12 protein-coding genes are annotated in these 19,842 nt (G+C 69.3%); 7 read left to right on the forward strand and 5 right to left on the reverse strand.

Annotated features, from left to right (window positions below):
- Window positions 1-50: 50 nt before the first annotated feature.
- Entirely contained in the window at window positions 51-1,703 is a 1,653-nt protein-coding gene (gene eccE, locus ACIHAX_RS11125; RefSeq protein WP_397277103.1) for a type VII secretion protein EccE, read from the reverse strand.
- Between the two features lie 265 nt (window positions 1,704-1,968).
- Here eccE and eccB point away from each other — a divergent pair, with 265 nt between their 5' ends.
- Window positions 1,969-3,477 (forward strand): type VII secretion protein EccB, encoded by a 1,509-nt coding sequence (gene eccB / locus ACIHAX_RS11130; RefSeq protein ID WP_364430855.1) that lies wholly within the window; start codon window positions 1,969-1,971, stop codon window positions 3,475-3,477.
- A gap of 25 nt (window positions 3,478-3,502) precedes the next feature.
- On the opposite strand, the gene eccA is transcribed toward eccB, so the two are convergent.
- Window positions 3,503-5,335, reverse strand: coding sequence for a type VII secretion AAA-ATPase EccA (gene eccA / locus ACIHAX_RS11135; protein ID WP_364430858.1), 1,833 nt, complete (start codon window positions 5,333-5,335; stop codon window positions 3,503-3,505).
- Window positions 5,336-5,620: 285 nt separating this feature from the next.
- On the opposite strand from eccA, the gene eccD reads away from it, so the two are divergent.
- The 3 genes from eccD to eccCa are packed head-to-tail and all read left to right on the forward strand — an operon-like array spanning window position 5,621 to window position 12,588.
- Window positions 5,621-7,051, forward strand: a complete 1,431-nt coding sequence (gene eccD, locus ACIHAX_RS11140; RefSeq protein ID WP_364430861.1) for a type VII secretion integral membrane protein EccD — start codon at window positions 5,621-5,623, stop codon at window positions 7,049-7,051.
- A 32-nt stretch (window positions 7,052-7,083) separates the two neighbouring features.
- Window positions 7,084-8,463: a type VII secretion-associated serine protease mycosin gene (gene mycP / locus ACIHAX_RS11145; protein WP_397277206.1), complete on the forward strand. Its 1,380-nt coding sequence runs from the start codon at window positions 7,084-7,086 to the stop codon at window positions 8,461-8,463.
- Window positions 8,464-8,508: 45 nt separating this feature from the next.
- On the forward strand, window positions 8,509-12,588 hold the full coding sequence (gene eccCa, locus ACIHAX_RS11150; RefSeq protein WP_397277106.1) for a type VII secretion protein EccCa: 4,080 nt from the start codon (window positions 8,509-8,511) through the stop codon (window positions 12,586-12,588).
- A gap of 165 nt (window positions 12,589-12,753) precedes the next feature.
- On the opposite strand, the gene ACIHAX_RS11155 is transcribed toward eccCa, so the two are convergent.
- Both ACIHAX_RS11155 and ACIHAX_RS11160 read right to left on the reverse strand, forming a co-directional pair.
- On the reverse strand, window positions 12,754-13,359 hold the full coding sequence (locus ACIHAX_RS11155; RefSeq protein WP_356964761.1) for a GNAT family N-acetyltransferase: 606 nt from the start codon (window positions 13,357-13,359) through the stop codon (window positions 12,754-12,756).
- Window positions 13,360-13,362: 3 nt separating this feature from the next.
- The gene (locus tag ACIHAX_RS11160; RefSeq protein ID WP_355076198.1) at window positions 13,363-14,166 is read right to left on the reverse strand and encodes a GntR family transcriptional regulator; all 804 of its coding nucleotides are present in this window, start codon (window positions 14,164-14,166) and stop codon (window positions 13,363-13,365) included.
- Between the two features lie 358 nt (window positions 14,167-14,524).
- Between ACIHAX_RS11160 and ACIHAX_RS11165 the strand changes: the two genes are divergently transcribed.
- A complete protein-coding gene (locus tag ACIHAX_RS11165) occupies window positions 14,525-14,836 on the forward strand; it encodes a DUF4254 domain-containing protein (protein WP_355076200.1) in 312 nt (103 codons plus the stop codon).
- A gap of 50 nt (window positions 14,837-14,886) precedes the next feature.
- Here ACIHAX_RS11165 and ACIHAX_RS11170 read toward each other — a convergent pair whose 3' ends face one another.
- The gene (locus ACIHAX_RS11170) at window positions 14,887-16,221 is read right to left on the reverse strand and encodes an AAA family ATPase (protein WP_364430872.1); all 1,335 of its coding nucleotides are present in this window, start codon (window positions 16,219-16,221) and stop codon (window positions 14,887-14,889) included.
- A 2,975-nt stretch (window positions 16,222-19,196) separates the two neighbouring features.
- Here ACIHAX_RS11170 and infA point away from each other — a divergent pair.
- Window positions 19,197-19,418 (forward strand): translation initiation factor IF-1, encoded by a 222-nt coding sequence (infA, locus tag ACIHAX_RS11175; protein ID WP_003418601.1) that lies wholly within the window; start codon window positions 19,197-19,199, stop codon window positions 19,416-19,418.
- A gap of 150 nt (window positions 19,419-19,568) precedes the next feature.
- Entirely contained in the window at window positions 19,569-19,682 is a 114-nt protein-coding gene (rpmJ, locus tag ACIHAX_RS11180; protein WP_011207363.1) for a 50S ribosomal protein L36, read from the forward strand.
- Window positions 19,683-19,842: the final 160 nt, after the last annotated feature.

The following is a 19,842-nucleotide window of genomic DNA, read 5'->3' on the forward strand; positions in this document are numbered from 1 at the left end:
CAGCGGCCGGCTGGAACGGTAAGGGTTCCAGCCGGCTGTTTCGTGTGCGGTCAGCGGGCCGCGAGCGACTCGCCGATGTAGTGCATCTCGTCCGGTGTGGTGACCATCAGCACGGTCGCGCTGCGCGCGGCGGTGCGCACCGTGATCCGATTGGGCGCGTCCGGATCCTGGATGAGCGTGACGTCCGCGTCGACCGACCTGCCGGTATCGTCCGGCCGCCGCACGTGCACGATCGTCGCGCCGCCCGCGTGGGCGATCGGCGGGATTCCGTCGAACACCAGCACCGTCGTGCTCGGATAGGGAGCGGCGGGAGGCGGCGGGGGAGCGGGGGGATGGTAGCTGGCGCCCGCGGCCCGCGGAGCGATCGAGAGCACATGCGGTGCACCGAGATTCGCGACCATGGTGTGCCACGCCTCGGGCCGGGCGGTGTGCACGATGGCATGCGCGCCGAGCGCGGTGGCGCGCAGGATCACCTGCTGAGCGAGATCCAGGTTGCCGATCACCTCCAGGTGCCTGGTGCCCTCGCCGATCAACGGCACCGCGATGCCCTGCCCGCGCTCGTCGGCGCCGATGAGCTGGCCGCAGCCCGCCGTCGGCACCGCGAACTCGGTGAGCGCGGCCAGCGTGCCGCGATAGGCGATGTCGCTGCCCCAACGGCCTGCGTAACCGATGGGCAAGGTGTCCAAAAGGATCCGCAGCTGGTTGCCGATCAGCTCGCGCAACCCTGGCAGGGGTGGTTGCTCGGGCGGTGCGACGGTGTCGAAGCGGACGACGGCGTTGAGCACAACGGTGTCGGCGAAATCGGTGTGCCGATCGTGGCGGCCCGCTCCCGGCCGCAGGCGCAACGTAACCGTGGTGGACAAGCTGGGCACCGCCCAGATGTCGGCCAGTCCGCGTGGGCCGATCATGTCGGCCGCGATCTGGTACTGGGTGAGGTAACGGCCTTGGTACTCCAACGTTTTCGGGGACTCGACGAGTTGGTCGACGTCGAAGCCGTGGGTGAGCTGGCGCACGGCTGTGTTCATCTCGGTGGCGGTCAGCACGGACGCGGCGATGTCGTGTGCGGCGAGCCGGTTGGCGACCCGGCGGGTGGCGATGATCGCGGTGCGCAGCGCGCCGCTGCCACCGCCGCCGCGATTGTCGACCGCCTCGGCGTTGGCCAGCGGATCCATCCGCAGCACCAGCCAGCAAGTGCGGTGCGCGATGGCGGGCAGGGGGCCGAGGATGCGGTCGTAGAGTTGCGCGGCCACGCCGGTGCCCGCCGTGCGCGCGCCCGTGCTCACCACGTCGATGCCGGCCAGGGTCAGATCGAATTGATCGAGGCAGCGGGCGATCTCGGCGAGCGGGAGCAGTTGGTCGGTGCTGAGCGAACCACGGTCCAGCAGCGTCAGCGTGTCCGGCGGCGGATCGATCCGGAGCATGGTGAGCAGCAGATCGCCGTCCCAGCGCACGCCGTAACCGCCGCCCTCGGCGAGCGCAACGTCGAGGGCGGGAGCCTGTGTGAGGCGTTCGGCCGGGCGCAGTCCGGGACGTCTGCGGGCGATCGCGCTACCGAGGCGTTCGGCGGGCGTGTGTCCGCGCAGCGGCGCGAGACCGGCCAGCGCGACCACCGCGCCCGCGGCGATCGCACCCCAGATCGAATGGCTGACGGCGAGAACGATCCACGCGACCGCGGCGGCCGATATCGAGACGGGAACTGTCACGCGCAAGGGAAAAATGCGAAACAACCAGAATTCCGGATCGCGCAGTGTGTCATAGTCCGATCGGCGTTGATTTGTCGGCGCAGGCGCATCCGTTATTTCACTATCGGTTGCCTCGCCGTTCATCGTTTCGTGCACAGTTGTTTGTCCCTGCTTCGCCTCGGTACGGCCGCCGTTGATCGGCTTCGGATTCCATCGGTTCAGGGCCGTCGGTGAATTACGGTACCGTGTCGAAGAGAATGGTGATCGATAGCTCGATGGAGACCATGTGCCTGCACAGCTGACCACCCGCGCTCAGGTCAATGGATACCGATTCCTGTTGCGCAGGCTCGATCACGCGCTGGTCCGTCGCGACGTGCGCATGTTGCACGATCCGATGCGTTCGCAGATCCGCTCGCTGCTCGTCGGCGCGGTGCTCGGCGTACTCGTGGTGGCGGGCGCCGCGATCCTGGCCTTCCTGCGTCCGCAGGGCGCGATCGGCGACGCCGTGATCGTCTCCGGGAAGCAGAGCGGCGCGCTGTACGTGGTGGTACAGGGCCAGGACGGCAACAAGACCCTGCACCCGGTGCTGAATCTCGCGTCCGCGCGGTTGATCACCGGCGCCGATGCCGAGCCGCACGCGGTGAAGGACGACAAGCTCGGCGATCTGCCGCGTGGGCCGCTGCTCGGCATTCCGGGAGCGCCGAGCGCGCTGCCCGGTTCCACGCAGGGCAAGAACTCGGAGTGGTCGCTGTGCGAGACCATTCCGTTGTCCGAAGGCGGTAGCGCCGCCACATCATCGGGCGGCACGACGACGGTGATCGCAGGCCACCCCGCGCTCGCGGACCGCATCCGGACCTCGAATCACGACGAGGCGCTGCTCGTCCGGCGCGACAACAAGACCTACCTGGTCTACGACGGCAAACGCGCCGAGGTGGACCCGGCCAATTCGGTGATGGCCAGGGCATTGGACCTGCGCGCCCAGCGGCCCCGTCCGGTCGGCACCGGGTTGCTCGGCGCGACGACGCAGGTTCCCGCGCTGGCTCCGCCGCAGATCCCCCGGGCGGGGGAGCGGGGGCCGGGCCCGCTGTCGGAGATCCCGGTCGGCGGCGTCATCTCGGTGTCCGGCGTGGGGCCGGACGGCGGTGCCGCGCTGTACGTCGTGCTCGCCGACGGTTTGCAGCCGGTGTCGCCGTTCACCGCGCAGGTGATCAGGTACGCCGATTCGCACGGCATGCGGGAGATCGCGACCATGCCTCCCGATGTGCTGGAACGGGTTCCGGTGGTCCGGCGACTGCCGGTCGACGACTTCCCGGTGCGTGCCCCGAGGATTCTGCCCGCCGAGGACGCGCCCGTCGCCTGTGTGGCCTGGGCGAAGTCGCCGGGCGCCGCTCCGGGGCAGGGCCAGGACAACACGGGTGACGGCCCCGGCGAGCGCGCGGCGGTCAGCCTGCTGGTCGGCACCCGCTTGCCGATCGCGGAGTCCGCGAAGCCCGTCGAGGTGTCCACCTCCGACGGCGCGGGCGACCGGGTCGACGCGGCCTACATCCCGCCGGGTTCAGGGGAGTTCGTGCAGGTGACCGGCATGGAACCGGGTAGCCCGCGCCGCGACAGCCTGTTCTACATCGCCGATACCGGCGTGCGCTACGGCATTCCGGACGCGGCCACCGCGAACGTGCTCGGACTGGGCGGCCCCCCGCGCCTCGCGCCATGGGCGATCGTCGGCCAGATGGTCCCCGGGCCCACGCTGTCGGCGCGAGAAGCGCTGGTCAGCCACGATTCGCTGCCCGCGAAATAGCGCTCGCCGGGCCGCCCGACCGGACTCAGTCCGTCCAGCCGACGTTCAGCGAGGTGAGCAGGCTGGACAAGGCCAGTTCCATGTCCGACGCCTCGATGCGGCGCAGCACCGCCTCATCGATGTCGGTCAGGTCCAGCGATTCGTCGTTGGCCAGCCGGAATTCGCGCTCTTCCTCGGCCGCTTCGATCACGTTGCGGACGAACCGACCGTTGCCTGCGAGGTCGACGCCGCGGCGCGGCTGACCGCTCTGGTCGGTGCTCTGCATCGCGTACAGGCGCTCGCAGGCCCGGACCAGCTGCTCGAGCGCTTCTTCGGACAGATCCGAATCGCGTTTCCTGGCGATCACCTGGCCGATCTGCCCCAGTTCGTCCGCCGTGTAGGACGGGAACTGCAACCGCTTCGAAAAGCGCGAGGCCAGGCCGTCGTTGGCGGTGAGCAGCCGGTCGATCTCGCCGTCGTAGCCCGCGATGATCACCACGAGACGATCACGGTCGTTCTCCATGCGCGCCAGCAGCGTGTCCACCGCTTCCCGGCCGAACGCGTCGCCGCCTTGCAGACCGGTCTGGATCAGCGTGTACGCCTCGTCGATGAACAGCACGCCGTCCATGGCGGTGTCGATCAGCTTCTCGGTCTTGATCGCGGTGCCGCCCAGGTTCTGGCTGACGAAGTCGACGCGCTTGGCCTCGACCACCTTGTCGGTCTTCAACAGGCCGACGCCGCAGTAGATCTTCGCGACCACCCGCGCGATGGTCGTCTTACCGGTGCCGGGCGGTCCGGTGAAGGCCAGGTGCTGGCCGCGCGGCTGACTCGCCAAGCCCTTCTCGGCCCGGATCTTCGCCAGTTGCGCCGACGACTGGAGCTTCGCCACCTGGGTTTTCACCGAGGCCAAGCCGATCTGCGAGTCCAGTTCGGCTCTGGCCTCGACCAGGATCTTCTTCGCCCGGTCCTGGCTCTCGGCCTGTTCCATCTGCTCCATCGACGGCGAGGACGCCGGGTCCCACTTGTCGGTGCGCGCATCGATCACCTCGCGGCTGGTGACGGTGATCCGGTAGGTGCGGTCACGCATCGCGGCCGCGTTCGCCTCGAAATCCGGTGCCTGCGAGTACACCTTCTCGAACAGGGCTTGGGCTTCCTCCTCGTTGCCCGATTCCCGCAGGCACAAGCCGCGGCAGAACATCGCGGTCGACCGCGCCGCCGGGATCGGGCCCGCCTCGGCCTGCTGCATCCGCCGGATCGCCTCGCCGAACAAGCCGAGCTGGGCGCACGCGGTGCCGACCATGACGTGCGCGCCCGCCGCCAGGTACGGATCCTCCCAGTCCGCCGAACCGGCGAGCACCGCCATCACATCGGGCCAGCGCTGGGTGTTGTAGTGCAGTACGCCACGGACATACGCGCAGATGCGGCTGTCGATCTCGCCTTCGGGGTTGCTCAGCTGTCCACCGCGGAACGTGTCGAGTTCGTCGAGCACCCGCTCGGCCTCGTCGTACTCCTTGTCGGCGATCAGCTGTGCCGCCCAGGCCAGCGTGACCTCGGTGTGGTTGGCCAGCGGGTAGTCGATGTACAGACCTGGCAGGAAGCGGCCCGCGAGTTCGCGTGGACGCAATCCGAGCCTGCGCTGCTCGCGGTAGAGCGTGCTCGCGCTGGTCTTGTGCAGATTGAACAGAACGTCCTTGGTCAGCTCGCCCGCGGCGGCGCGCCCGAGCCACGCGTCGCACATCGTGGGATCCCACTCCGTGGCGCGTTGAAAAGCCAGTTTCGCGTAGTCGAGATCACGTGCGGATTCTTGCCCCTCGATGGACAATCCGAGCGACAGGATTCCGGCATCGAATGCGCGTTGTGCTTGACGGTTGCCGGTCATTGCTGTCGAACCCCGAAATCTTCGTTTCTCGTAGTAGAGACGTTCATCTGGATACCAGACTACCGATCGCGCGTGGCCCGGTTCGTCCGTTACATTAGGTTCAGCTGCCGGGAGGTCGCAACGCAAGAGTCGGCTATGTGTGCGAGTGCTCGATGTGGTGAAGTCGGGCACTCGGGACGGGTTCCAGCAAATGTTGTCGATGCGTGAATCATTGTTCCGGATGAGGGCTGGGGAAGGTTGCCGTTGATCGAGTCGGCGAGCGGTATACGTGCCACCGAACCCGTATTGAGTCGTGTTTCGGTCATCGGTGGGAACACTCAGGTCGATGTCGGATTGCCGGCCACCGTGCCGATCGCCACATTCATCGGTGATCTGGTGGCGCTCATCGAATCGCGTAACCCGGAGCGGACCGAGGCCGAGGAGGAGTCGGCGCCGCTGGACGCGCGGCACTGGACCCTGGCCCGGCTCGGCCGGGAGGCGATCGCGCCGAGTCGCACGCTCACCGAGGCCGAGGTCTACGACGGTGAGTTGCTGGTGTTGCGGTCGGTGGCCGCGAAGGAAGCGCCCGCGCTGTTCGACGACGTCATCGACGCGGTATCACGGCTGACCGCCGAGGAATTCCGGAGCTGGTCCGGGGTGGCCGCCCGCTGGATGGGTCTGGTCGTGTCGGCGCTCAGCGTGCTGGTCACGCTGGTCGTGCTGGTGATCTCGCGCGGGCACGGCGATCCGATCGCGCCCGCTCTCGCGCTGCTCGGCTGTGGCACAGCGGGATTCGTCGCTGCGGGCATCGCCGCGCACAGATACGCCGACACGGTGACCGCGACCTGGTTGTCCCTGGACGGACTGCTACTGCTGTTCGGCGGCGCCGCGCTGCTGGTGCCGGGCACGCTCGGCAGTCCCCATCTGCTGCTGGGCAGTTCGGTGCTGCTGATCGCGGCGCTGCTGGGCTACCGGATAACCGGCACCGGCGCGACGCTGTTCTCCTGCGCCGCCGCGCTCGCCGTGATCGCGGGCGTCGCCGCGGCGATCCACCTGATCTGGCATCCGGGCCTGCCGAAATTGTCGGCCGGTCTGCTGGTGGCCGGCATCGTGATCATCTCGGCGGTGCCGCGGTTGGCGGCCGTGCTCGCGCGGCTGCCGATTCCGCCGGTTCCCACCGCGGGCGGCGCGATCGACCCGGCCGACCACGAGCCGCGACCGACCATCGAGGGCATCGGCGCCATCGGCGCCAGCGCACTGCCCTCGGCCGCGGGACTAGGGGCACGGGCACGGACGGCCAACCGGTTCCAGTCCGGCCTGGTCGCGGCGTGCACCGCGAGCGCGGTCGTCGGCGCGTTCGGCGTGGCCGATCCGCTGGGTTCCGGACGCTGGCAGGGCATCACGCTGGCGGTCGTGACCGCGATCATCCTCGCGCTGCGCGGCCGCTCGTTCGCCGATCTCACCCAAGCCGCGACGATGATCGGCGGTGGGTGCCTGACTGTCGTGGCCCTGGCCGTCGGATTCGCCGTCGGGGATTCGGATTACACCTTGCTCGCGGCAGGCGTCCTGCTCGCGTTCGCCGCGGGTGTGGTCGGGTTCGGGGTGATCGGTCCGCACATCGAGGTCACCCCGGTGACCCGGCGGATGATCGAGATCTTCGAGTACTTGCTGATCGTGGCGGTGATTCCGCTCGTGCTGTGGGTGATGAACATCTACTCGATGGCCCGGAACATATGACCGGCAGCGCCTTCCGCCGGATCGTCATGCGGATGGCCTGCGCGGCAACGGTTGCCGGCGCCGGAATCGGCGTGCCGTGGCCGAGTGCCCAGGCGATCGCCCCACCCGGCATCGACCCCGGCGCGCTCGGCGCCGCACAAGGTTTGAGCGCGCGGCCCGCGCCGTTGGAGCCGACCGAACAGCGCGCCGTCTGCGCCGAACCCCTGCTCACCGGCGCGCCGCCGGGCGAGCCTCCGATGGCCCAGCGCGTGCTGGATCTGCCGTCGGCGTGGCAGTTCAGCCGCGGCGCAGGGCAGAAGGTGGCCGTCATCGATACCGGGGTGAATCCGCACCCGCGGTTACGGTCTTTGCAACCTGGCGGTGACTTCGTCTCCGACAGCGACGGCACAGTCGATTGCGACGGCCACGGCAGCCTGGTCGCCGGAATCATCGCGGCCCAGCCCAGCCCCGGCGACGCCTTCGCAGGCGTCGCGCCCGACGCGGACCTGCTCACCATCCGGCAGCTGAGCCTGGCCTACGAGCCGAAGGACCGCGGCGGCCGTGGCGATCCGCCGGGCAAGATCAGCAGCGACGGCTACGGCAGCGTGCTCACCCTGGCGGCGGCCGTGGTCCGCGCCGTCGATCTCGGCGCCACCGTCATCAACATCTCCGAAGTAGCTTGCACCGCAGCCGGTTCGGACACCGCCGACGCTTCGCTCGGTGCGGCGGTGAAGTACGCCTACGACCGCAATGTCGTCGTGGTCGCGGCCGCGGGCAATCTGCAGCCCGACGGCGCCTGCTCGAAACAGAACGAGGGTTCCGGCTGGAGTTCGGTGGCCACGGTCGCGAGTCCGGCCTGGTTCACGCCCTACGTGCTCTCGGTGGGCTCGGTGGACTCGACGGGCCAGGTGTCGGAGCTGTCGCTGCACGGCCCATGGGTGGGCGTCGCCGCGATCGGCCGCAATATCGTGTCGCTGGACAGCAAACCGGGCGCCACCGGCCTGGTCGACGGCGTCCAGACCACCGACGGAATCCGGGCCGTGGAGGGCACCAGCTTCGCGGCCCCCTACGTGGCCGGGCTGGCCGCGCTGGTGCGGGCACGCTTTCCGGAACTCACCGCGCAGCAGGTGATGGACCGCATCATCCGCACCGCGCACGGACCGGGCACCGGCCGCGACGACCGGATCGGCCACGGCCTGATCGATCCGCTCGCCGCGCTCACCGCGCAGCTGCCGGAGAAACCCGTGAGCGCGGGCGCCGACGCCGCACGAGCCGTCGCCGCGCCGGTGATCCCGCCGGGCCCCGACCCGCGGCCGCGCCGGATCGCGGTGATCGGCTCCATCGTCTCCCTGGCCTGCCTCGCCATCGGTGTGGCCGTGGCGTTCCCGTTCCGGCGGACCAGGCAGGACCTGAACGCGGAATTCGATCCGTAGCGCGGGCGCAGCTCGACCGCTCGCCGCCGACCGAACGAAGGAATCATGGCTACCGAAGGCTTTGTGCGCCGCCCCCGTATCGCGCCGCCCCGGGCGCCCGGTGGTGAGGTGGCGCTGACCGCTCCGCCGGAGATCGCGCGCGCCCTGCCCGCGCCGCTGATGATGAAGCTGATGCCGGTCGTCATGGTGGTCGCGGTGGTCGGCATGATCGCCATGATGGCGATGATGGGCCGCAACCTACTGGCCAATCCGTTCATGATGATGTTCCCGATGATGATGCTCATGTCGATGGTCGGCATGATGGCGGGCTTCCGTGGCGGCGGCCCCAAGCGCGCGGTGGAACTCAACGAGGAGCGCAAGGACTACTTCCGCTATCTGGACCAGGTCCGCAAGGAGGTGCGCCGCACCGGCGGCAAGCAGCTGGAGACGCTCCGGTGGAGTCACCCCGAACCCGCCGACCTGCCGTCCCTGATCGGGACGAGGCGAATGTGGGAGCGCAGGCCCAACGACCCGGACTTCGGACACGTGCGCGTCGGGGTCGGCAGCCACCGGCTGGCCACCAAACTGGCGCGCCCCGAGACGGGGCCGCTGGAGGATCTGGAACCGGTGTCCACCGTGGCCCTGCGCCGATTCGTGCGCACCCATTCGGTGGTGCACCGCCTGCCGACCGCCGTGTCGCTGCGCGCGTTCCCCGCGATCAACATCGGCGGCCCGGTCGAGGACGCGCGCATGCTGGCGCGGGCGATGCTGATGGAGCTGGCCGCCTTCCACGGACCCGACCATCTCGCCATCGCGATCGTCTGCTCGGACCCGGACGGCCCGGCCTGGTCCTGGGCGAAATGGCTACCGCAACTGCAGCATCCGACCCAGCGCGACGGCATGGGCTCGACGCGGATGATGTACCACTCGCTCGGTGAACTGGAAACAGCGCTGGCGGCCGAGCTGCTCGAGCGCGGCCGGTTCATGCGCAACCCACAGCCGACCCAGGGGCGACTACATCTGGTCGTCGTCATCGACGACGGCTACGTCAGCGGCAGCGAACGGCTGGTCAGCGAATCGGGCCTGGATTCGGTGACGGTGCTCGACCTCACCGCGCCGGAAGGCGGGCTCGCGGCGCGGCGCGGACTGCAACTGGTCGTCGGCGACGGCGAGGTGGCCGCGCGCAGTGCGGCCGGCGTGGAGAAGTTCGCCACCGCCGACGAGGTGAGCACGGCGGAGTCCGAGTCCTTCGCTCGCGCGCTGGCCAGATACCGGCTCGCGACGGCCGCGCAGATCGTGAGTCTCGGTGAGGGAACCACGGCCGATCCGGGACTGATGGCGCTACTGAAGATCCCGGACGCGGCCCAGATCGATCCGGCGCGAGTGTGGCGTCCGCGCACCGGCAGGGAGCGGCTGCGGGTGCCGATCGGCATCACCCCCGACGGCACTCCGGTGGAGATCGACATCAAGGAGTCGGCCGAGAACGGCATGGGCCCGCACGGCCTGTGCATCGGCGCCACCGGCTCCGGAAAGTCGGAATTCCTGCGCACTCTGGTGCTCTCGCTGGTCACCACGCATTCGCCGGACGCGCTGAACCTGGTGCTCGTCGACTTCAAGGGCGGCGCGACCTTCCTCGGCCTGGACTCGCTGCCGCACGTCGCCGCCGTGATCACCAACCTGGAAGAGGAACTCTCGCTGGTCGATCGCATGAAGGACGCGCTCGCGGGCGAGATGAACCGCCGCCAGGAGCTGCTGCGTTCGGCGGGCAACTACGCCAACGTCACCGACTACGAGAAGGCGCGCGCCGCGGGAGTGCCGCTCGATCCGCTGCCCGCGTTGTTCATCGTGGTCGACGAGTTCTCCGAACTGCTCTCGCAGAAGCCGGATTTCGCGGAGCTGTTCGTGATGATCGGCCGCCTCGGCCGGTCGCTGCACGTGCACCTGCTGCTGGCGTCGCAGCGCCTGGAGGAGAACAAGCTGCGCGGACTGGAATCGCATCTGTCCTATCGCATCGGCCTGCGCACGTTCTCGGCGAACGAGTCGCGTGCGGTGCTCGGCATCACCGACGCCTACCATCTGCCCAGCGTGCCCGGATCGGGATATCTGAAGAGCGACGCGTCGGATCCGTTGCGGTTCAACGCCAGTTACGTGTCCGGTCCGTACGTCGCGCCGCAGGGCACGGTGACCGGCGAGGACGGCAGCCCGGTCGCGGGCAGGCGGCCCGCGTTGTTCACCGCCGTGCCGGTGGAGATACCCGACCCGATCGATGCGGAGACCGAAGCGGAACCGGTCGCGCCGTCGAACCCGCTGCTGGAGCTGCCGCCGCCACCGTCGGCCGCTGGGGCCGTGCCCAGCGCCGACGAGGGCATCCCGGACACGTTGCTCGACGTGGTCGTCAAGCGGCTCACCGGGCACGGCCGCCCGGCGCACGAGGTGTGGTTGCCGCCGCTGGACGAATCCCCGACGGTGGACATGCTGCTCCCGGACCCGGACTGGCGTTCGCCGGTCAACCGGCACGGCCAACTGTGGATGCCGATCGGCGTCATCGACAAGCCCTACGAGCAGCGCCGCGATGTGCTCACCATCAATCTGGCTGGCGCCCAGGGCAATGTCGCGGTCGTCGGCGGCCCGCAGTCGGGCAAGTCGACGACCCTGCGCACCATCATCATGGCGACCGCGGCCACGCACACTCCCGAACAGGCGCAGTTCTACTGCCTCGACTTCGGCGGCGGCAGCATGGCGGGCTTGTCCGGCGTGCCGCACGTGGGCTCGGTGGCCGGTCGCCTCGACGGCGATCGGGTGCGCCGCACCGTCGCCGAGCTCACCACGCTGATGCGTCAGCGCGAGGAGCGGTTCGCCGCGCTGGGCATCGAATCGATGGCCGAGTTCCGGCGCCGCAAGTTCGACGAGGGCCGTCGCGTTCCGGATGGCACAGCCGGGGCCGCCGACCCCTTGGCCGACGACAAGTTCGGCGACGTGTTCCTGGTGATCGACGGCTGGGCCGCGATCCGCGAAGAGTTCGACCTGCTGGAGCCGCAGATCAACGCCATCGCGGCCCAGGGCCTGTCGTTCGGCATCCACCTGATGATCGGCGCCGCGCGCTGGGCCGAGATCCGCCCGGTGGTCAAGGACCAGATCGGCACCCGGGTCGAGCTGCGACTCGGCGATCCGTCCGACTCGGAGATGGGCAGGCGCACCGCGCACCAGGTTCCGGTCGGACGCCCGGGGCGCGGTCTGACCGCGGACCAGCTGCACATGCTGATCGCCTTGCCGCGCCTGGACTCCGACTCCGACCAGGGCAGCCTGGCCGACGGTGTCGCGCAGGCGCGGGCCGGACTCGAACAGCAGTACCCGAACCGCCGCGCGCCCGAAGTGCGCATGCTGCCGCTGCGCTTCGGCAGGGACGAGCTGATGGCCTCGGCGAAGGCGGAAGGCGTCGAGCTCGGCCCCACCCGCGTGGTCGTCGGTCGCGGCGAGTCCGAATTACAGCCGCTGGTGTTGGATTTCGGCGTAGAACCGCACTTCATGGCCTTCGCGGACGTGGAATGCGGCAAGACCACCCTGTTGCGCAACATCGTGATGGGCGTGGTGGAACAGTCGACCACCGAGCAGGCCAGGATCATCATGGTGGACTACCGCCGGACCATGCTCGGCGTGGTCGAGGGCGACCACCTGGCCGGATACTCGACGTCGTCGCAGACTTGCGGTCCGATGATCCAAGAGGTGGCCGGGTATCTCGCCAAACGGATTCCCGGCTCGGATATCACACCGCAGCAACTGCGCGAACGCAGTTGGTGGAGCGGCCCCGAGATCTACATCGTGGTCGACGACTACGATATGGTGGCGGCCGGTACCGGCATGAACCCGTTCGCGCCGCTGTTGGAATACCTGCCCCAAGCGCGGGACATCGGCATGCATTTCGTGGTAACCCGCCGCAGCGGCGGTGTGTCCCGCGCGCTGTACGACCCGATTCTGGGCACCATGAAGAACCTTTCGGTGGAGACGCTGATCATGAGCGGGTCGCGTGACGAGGGCAAGCTGATCGGCGACGTGCGGCCGAGCAAGCTGCCGCCCGGCCGTGGAACACTGGTCTCGCGCAGCAGGGGTATCGAGATGGTGCACATCGCGCACTTGCCGCCCATCTGATCGGTTCGCCGTCGTGCGCCGGATATTCCGGCGTGCGCGGAGCGGCCCGTGAGTGCGCGGCACGATCGCGCACAAGGCGTCCTGCGATATTCGGTTAGACCGTGCCCGTCGCGCGCGGCGGGCAGCCCCGGACAGCGCGGATCGTTCAGTTGTCGCCGCGTGGGATCAGTTGTTCGGCGGCGGTGGGCGCAAAAGCGCAGGCGCGGCCACTCGCCCGACAGCGGGGACCGGCACGGGAAGTGCGGGATCCCAGCTATCGGCTCTTCGCTCGAACAGCGCGCGTGACGGGCCCAGCGCGAGCGGGCCCGCTATGCGCACCAAACGGAATCCCGCCGAACGGTAGTAGGCGTGCAGGTCGGTATTGGTGGTCCACGCGTCGAGCCGGACCCAGGCGCGGCCCTGCGAGCGGGCGAGCAGTCCCGCGTGCGCCAGCAGGTGATGGCCCACGCGCCGGCCCGCGAAACGCAGATCCACGATCATGTAATGGGCGATCACCGCATCGTCGAGTTCCCACGCCGACCATAGACCGGCGTCGGCGCGGTCGTTGACCGTGATCGTTCCCGCCGGTTCGCCCGCGACCTCGGCGATCCAGGTCTCGCCCGCGTCCAGCGACCGTCCCACGGCGCGAGCGAAGATCTCGATGGGCAGGCCGCGTCCGGCGACCGTCCACTGATCGGAGCCGCGCGCGGTGAGCCACGCCGTGCGCTGCACGCGCAGGCGGCAGATCATGCCGAGATCGCCCCATGTCGCCTGGCGCAGCGCGATCGTCATGGGCTAGGCCCGGCCGGTCCCGTGCGAATCGGCAAGCGTGGTCCGGATGACTGCGGTGCCTTCGGCGTCGCCGAGCTCGTAGGCGAGCCGATTGCCGGAGGCGAGCGAACGTTGCCGCGTGGCACGGGTGACGCGCTCGTGGTTGGCGCCGATGCGCAGGTGGTCGAGCAGGATGGTGCCGGTGGCGACGCCGAGCACCAAGGCTTCCTCCGCGGTGGCAGGCCGGGCGACGAGCGTGTCGCGGTGCGCGGTCTCGGCATGACCCCGGTCGGCGAGGCGGCGGGTGGTGCCCTCCGGAATATCGTGCGGTGAGTCGATTCCGGTGGCCTCGGCCAGATCACGGGGATAGAAGCTGACCTCCCACGACCACGGCTCATGGTCGAGATACTGGACCACCGTCCTGGCCAGCACCCACGAATCCGGCGGTATCCCCAACCAAGACGCGACTTCGGGGCTGGCGGGCTCCATCTTCGCGCTGAACTCCTTCGACGGCTCCCGGTGCGCGGCCCGCGCGATCTCCTCGAAGATGTCGTGCGGGGTCTGCGGCCGGTCGGGGCGGATGGAATCGGTGACAACGGATTCCAGGATTTCCTGGTTTCGAACGATCGTTCCGCGGGAAGTAGCTGTATAGACGAGATTTTCGGTCACCAGCACCTGGATCGCGTTGCGGGCCGTGGTAATCGAGACCTGCATTTGATCGGCAAGCTCCGAGTGACTGGGCAGTCGATCGCCCGGTTTCCACTTGGCTGCGCGGATCTCCTCGCGGAGGAGGTCTGCGATCCGGTGATACGTCGGACCGTCCGCCATCTTGCTCCTCGGTTGGTCATGCAGGTAACGAAGTGTACTCTCCGTGACTCCCTACGGCCCGTTAACGCTTGACAGGTGCCTTCAGAGGTTTATTGTAATGAAGTCCTGATCCGGTGTTGTGCGGCGATGACGGCGAGGCAACGTGGCAGGTTCGGATACAACGGTCGTAATGGCCCTCCCTGGCACACCTAGGTGTGTCGATCCTTCGGTGCGCTCTTCGGCACCGGGATTGCTTCCCACGTCCGACCTATTGGTTCGGGCGTGTCGCGGACACCGCGTGGTCGGTGGTCCGCTCTTGTGGTTCGCTCGTGATCTGGCAGTGCTACATGAGCGCCGCCTGGTCGGCCGCGGTGGTTCGGTGGACACCTCCGTGGCGGTGGTTCGCGAAATCGAGCGTCGCAGAGTCGAATTGGTGATGGCCATCGACGACTGGGTGATGCGAAGTGTGCCGCAGCATCGGCTCGGCGCCACTCTGCACACCGAAACGGTGGGTGCGGTGATCGATCGCCTCGCCGAGTCGTCGGTGCGCGCGCACCACGCGTTGATGACTCTGAACGCGCACGACGATTTGCTGCACAACGCGTGGCATCATCTCGCCGAACTCGCGGACGCCTATGACGATCTGGTGCGCGACGTCATGGCGGGCAGGCGGCGTCTGCCCGAGTGGTGAGCGGCTGATCCGTTCGCCCTTCGCCCCGCCGGGCCACCGCCCGGCGGGTGTCACGGGTGGTAACGACGATGATCGGTGGCGAAGTCGTCCGCGACGGTCGCGGCCAGCTCGACGTAGGCCCGCTTGGTCTGCTTGTGCAAGCGGTGCAAATCGATTTCGGCGCCCTCGGACATGTGCGCGTCGAACGGGATGATGTGCACGGCGCGGCACCGGGACAGGAAGTACTCCCGTAGCTGCTGGATACCGACGTTCGGTGATCCGGCCCGCGGGGAGTTGATCACCACCACCGCGTTGCGCACCAAATGGTCGTGGCCGTGCAGCGACAACCAGTCCAATGTGGCTGCGGCACTGCGGGCTCCGTCGATCGCGGGGGAGGAGATCAGGACCAGCGAGTGCGCCAGGTCGAGCACACCGGACATGGCCGAATGCATGAGCCCGGTACCGCAGTCGGTGAGGATGATGTTGTAGAACCGCTGCAGGATTCGGGCGACCGCGCGGTACTCCTCTTCGCTGAACGCCTCCGACGCGGCCGGATCACGTTCGCTGGCGAGCACTTCCAGGCGGCTCGTCGCCTGCGAGGTGTGCCTGCGCACATCCGAATAGCGCTGGATGGTCGAATCGAGGAGCAGGTCGCGCACGGTGGACCTGGTCTGCAGGGGCACCCGCTGCGACAGCGTGCCGAAGTCAGGATTGGCGTCGACGGCGATCACCCGGTCGCCCCGGATCGAGGCGAAGGTGGAGCCGAGACCCATTGTGGTGGTGGTCTTTCCGACACCGCCCTTGAGCGACAGCACCGCGATCCGGTAGTCGCCGCGGACGGGCTGCCTGATCCGTGCGACCAGTTCCTGCAACCTGCGTTCCTCGGCGGACATACCGGGGTTGATCGCGCCGCCGGACACGTGGTGCACGGCCTTGCGCCACCCGGTTCCCGGAGCTTTCTTGGCCCGGCGCAGCGGCACGTCGTCGAGTGAAGGCTGCTGGAACGGGGCGCCCTGCTGCCGGGCGGGTGGCTGTGGGTAGCCGGGAGGCGTGCCCCACTGCGGAGCGGGGTGACCAGTGGCTTGGTGCGGCGGCACGGAATGCGGTGATGCCGGACCGGATTCGGGCGCGGCAGCATTGCGCCACTGGTCGACGGGGACCTGCGGTGCGCTGCCCGCTGCCTGATCGCCCGCGAACTGCGTCGGGTGACCGGCGGGTACGCCGCTCGAGGCGTTGGGGTGCGGCTGTGGCGCGCCCGCGTCGTAAGCCGCATCCGGACGGGGCTGAGGCGCAGGCTGCTGGTCGGAGTTCGGCGCTTGTCCGACCGGCGGCTGGGACGCCGAAGGTTCGTTCGGCTCCGCCGACAGCCGGTGGCGTCCGCCACCGGCGACAGGTCGCGCCGCCACAGGGCCGATGTCGGTCGCGCCGGCGCGGTTCGATGCCGGTGCGCTCGAGTCCCTTTGTGCGCGAGTCGCATCGACCGACCCCGCCGAGTCGGGCTGCACGGGGGCCTCCGGCGCGGTACCGGATGCACTGGTGTGCGGCGCGGGCGGGTCGGGCAGCGGTGGGAGTCGGCGCGGCGCGTCGGTCGCGGGCGCGGCGGCCTGCTCGGGCCGAGGAGCCGCGAGCCACGGCGGCGGACCATCGGGAATCACCGCCGTGGGAGCGGGTGCGGCGGTCTGCGGGGCTTGCACCGGATGCTCGGTAATGGGTGGTGTCCGGTGGGCATCGCTCGACGGCGTGATGTCCCCGGTGCCCAGTGTGGAGCCATGCTCGGATCCCGCACCTGCCGACGTTGTCGGGGCCTGAGCCGCTGCCGCGCTCCGGTTCACCCCGGCAGTGGTGTTCGCGCTGTGCGGTTCGGTCGGGCTTGCGCCGGTGGATGAGGTGGCGGTCTCGGCGCCGGTCGGCGTCGCTTCTCGGCTCTCGGCCTGCCGAACAGCGTCCGCTCTCCCGGAAACGGGATCCTCAGCGGAACGTGCCGCTGTCGGAGCGCCGTGCGGCCCTGCGTGCTCGTCCGTTGACGGCCCGGATTGCTCGCCGTGCGGTGATTGCGCATTTTCGCTCAGCGGGTCGGGGGCCTGCCACGCGCTGGATACTGGCGTGGCGGTCGGGGCCGACGGGTCTCCGCCCTGCCGTGCCGCGTCCTCCGGGCCGGTTACGGGCGAGGTCCCGCCGCTGGTCGGGTCTGCTGACGGTGGAGCGGATGGCACGCCGGTCGGTGCCTGAGCGTTCTGCCGCGCGGTGTGGTCGGCCGTGCTTCGGTCGGGAGTCGGCGTCGTCGGGTCGATGGGGGGCTGCGGTGCGGGTTGTGTGCTGGTTGGTGTCGAGGAGTGTCCGCCCTGCGGCGCTGTCTGGTCCGGAGCGGATGGCACGCCGGTCGGTGTGTGAGCGTTCTGCCGCGCGGTGTGGTCGGCCGTGCTTCGGTCGGGAGTCGACGTCGCCGGGTCGATGGGCTGCTGCGGTGCGGGTTGTGTGCTGGTTGGTGTCGAGGAGTGTCCGCCCTGCGGCGCTGTCTGGTCCGGAGCGGATGGCACGCCGGTCGGTGCCTGAGCGTTCTGCCGCGCGGTGTGGTCGGCCGTGCTTCGGTCGGGAGTCGACGTCGCCGGGTCGATGGGCTGCTGCGGTGCGGGCTGTGCGCTTGTCGGTGTCGAGGAGTGTCCGCCCTGCCGCGCCGCCTGCTCCGGAGCGGACGGAGGCACGGCGGGATATCCGGCTCGAGGCGGTCGCGCGGCCGGTTCGCGGCCGGTCGATGTCGAGGTAGGCCAGGTCTGGTTCGGACCGGCGGGTGGGGTCTCGCGAGACTCGCCGCGCTGAGTCGCCTCGTTTCCGGTCGGGCTCGGGCCGATCGGTGGGGTGGTCCGATTGGGCGGAGCCGAGTTCGGCCACAGGCTCGGAGCCACGGCCGACAGGGCGGCATCGAGGCGAGGGTTGCCGGTGGACGGCCATCCACCGTGCTTCGGCCCGAGCGGAGGTCGGCCGCCGACGGCCTGGCCCGGCGTGCTCTGGCCGTGCGATGGCGGGGCATGCTCGTCGTTCCGGGGCGGAGCGGGCCGGTCGTCGGCTGGTTGCCGGGGCGGCGGCGGCGGGAGCTCCGGGCGGTCCGCCTGCTGTTCGTTCGACGCGGGCGGGTTCGCGGACCTGCTGCCCAGTGGCTGGAAACCGGGTGAGGGCTGCGACGGATTGCGCGTGGGCAGGCTGTGCTGCGGAGCGCCGGTGCGCTCCGGCGGCGCTTGCCACGAATTGTCCTGCGCCGGTGGAGTGCGGTCGTAGCCGGGCTGCTGCCAGGACCCCTGCGGCTGCTGGGCCGCCTGTGGGTGGGGCCAAGACTCTTGCGGCTGCTGCCAGGCCTGGTATGGCTGTTGCCAAGACTCTTGCGGCTGCTGCCAGGACTCTTGCGGCTGCTGCCAGGCCTCTTGCGGCTGCTGCCGGAGGGACTCTTGCGGAAGCTGCTGCCGGGACTCCTGCGGCTGTTGCAGAGAATCTTGCGGCTGTTGCCAGGACTCCTGTGGCTGTTGCCAGGCCTCTTGCGGCTGCTGCCACGACTCGTGCGGGGCACGAGCCGGTGCGGGCTCCTCCGGAACCGGCGCGGGCGCGCGACTCGCGTCGCCCTGCCGCTGATCCTCCTCGGCATTCCCCTCGTGCTTGTCGCGGCGCCAGCCCTTACGGCGCTTCTCCGGCCGTGCGGCATCCGGGCGTTCCGCCTCGGGCGCGCGGCCGCGCAAACGGCCGCGCCTGCGGCTGGGGGAGTCCTCGATGAGGTCGTCGTGCGGAAGGTTCTGTACCGGCGCTTCGTAGCCGCTCTGACTGACGTCGCTCTCCGACAGCCACGGCGGCAGCATGGGCAGGCCGTCATTGCTACGGCTCACGACTGCGCCTCGCCGATGTTCGGCGTGCCGATCTCTCGCTCGCTGCGCTCGGTCACGACTGCCCTCGCTGCCCGCTCGGCTCGGTCGTGGCCAGGGACGCTCTGCCGTTGACTCGCTCGCTACGATTACTCACGGCCTCGCCTCCCTGCCGCTCGCTTCGGCCGTGACCGAGAGCACCCACGCCGGTGGCTCGCACGCTGCGCCGGCTCACGCGTCCCCCTCGATCCGTTCGACCCAAATACCTGGACAGCGGCCAGTTTACGCGACAACCCGGTGCCGTCGCGGCGCAGCGTCCGAGGCCCGCCACGAGTGGGAAGACGGCTGCGAAACCGCTGGCGACACGGGTATACAGGGAGGCATTTTTGCCCGATCCGGAACGGATCGGTAAGCTGGAGCGGCGGTGCACCTAGGCGCCGCCTGTTTGTGTGCGAGCGGTTCGCTCCGGCGATCGGTCCCATTCGAGCAGAACCAGCAAACAAACCAGGTTGAGCGTAACCGGGATCGCGGAGGACATGGCGAAGAAAGACGGGGCCATCGAGGTCGAGGGTCGAGTTGTCGAGCCGCTGCCCAATGCGATGTTCCGGATCGAGCTCGAGAACGGACACAAGGTTCTCGCGCACATCAGCGGGAAGATGCGGCAGCACTACATTCGCATCCTCCCCGAGGACCGTGTGGTCGTCGAGCTCTCGCCCTACGACCTGTCGCGTGGCCGGATCGTATACCGCTACAAGTGATCGTGCCCGGCGCGATCGGCGTCGGTTGCGAGCCGGCAGTCCCGGCGTGAGCCGGGGCCGAGTCGAAAGACTCACACCAGAGCTTCCCCAGTCGCCGACTGGGGAAAAACTGTGTTCACACCCCTGTGAACCACAACAGATTGGACGGACGTGAAGGTTCAGCCGAGCGTCAAGAAGATCTGCGAGAAGTGCAAGGTGATCCGCCGTCACGGCCGGGTCATGGTGATCTGCGACAACCTGCGCCACAAGCAGCGCCAGGGCTGAGCGGAGGCGAGGGAGACCTCGCACCACCCGCCCGAGGCTTGCCGACGGCGAACGCTCGACGCGACACCAGCCAAGCACCGAACCGCAGTTCGGATTGGCAAGAAGAACTCCCAGCACCAGCCGCACGCTGCGGAAATCAGGGTTCGCCCTGGGCGTGCGC

Source organism: Nocardia sp. NPDC051929, from assembly GCF_044548645.1.
Taxonomy (GTDB): domain Bacteria; phylum Actinomycetota; class Actinomycetes; order Mycobacteriales; family Mycobacteriaceae; genus Nocardia; species Nocardia sichangensis.

Bases quoted from the DNA above. Each gene is read 5' to 3' on its own strand.
- eccA (WP_364430858.1), bottom strand. From the start codon at position 5,335: ATGACCGGCAACCGTCAAGCACAACGCGCATTCGATGCCGGAATCCTG.
- mycP (WP_397277206.1), top strand. From the start codon at position 7,084: ATGGCCTGCGCGGCAACGGTTGCCGGCGCCGGAATCGGCGTGCCGTGG.
- eccCa (WP_397277106.1), top strand. From the start codon at position 8,509: ATGGCTACCGAAGGCTTTGTGCGCCGCCCCCGTATCGCGCCGCCCCGG.
- ACIHAX_RS11155 (WP_356964761.1), bottom strand. From the start codon at position 13,359: ATGACGATCGCGCTGCGCCAGGCGACATGGGGCGATCTCGGCATGATC.
- ACIHAX_RS11160 (WP_355076198.1), bottom strand. From the start codon at position 14,166: ATGGCGGACGGTCCGACGTATCACCGGATCGCAGACCTCCTCCGCGAG.
- infA (WP_003418601.1), top strand. From the start codon at position 19,197: ATGGCGAAGAAAGACGGGGCCATCGAGGTCGAGGGTCGAGTTGTCGAG.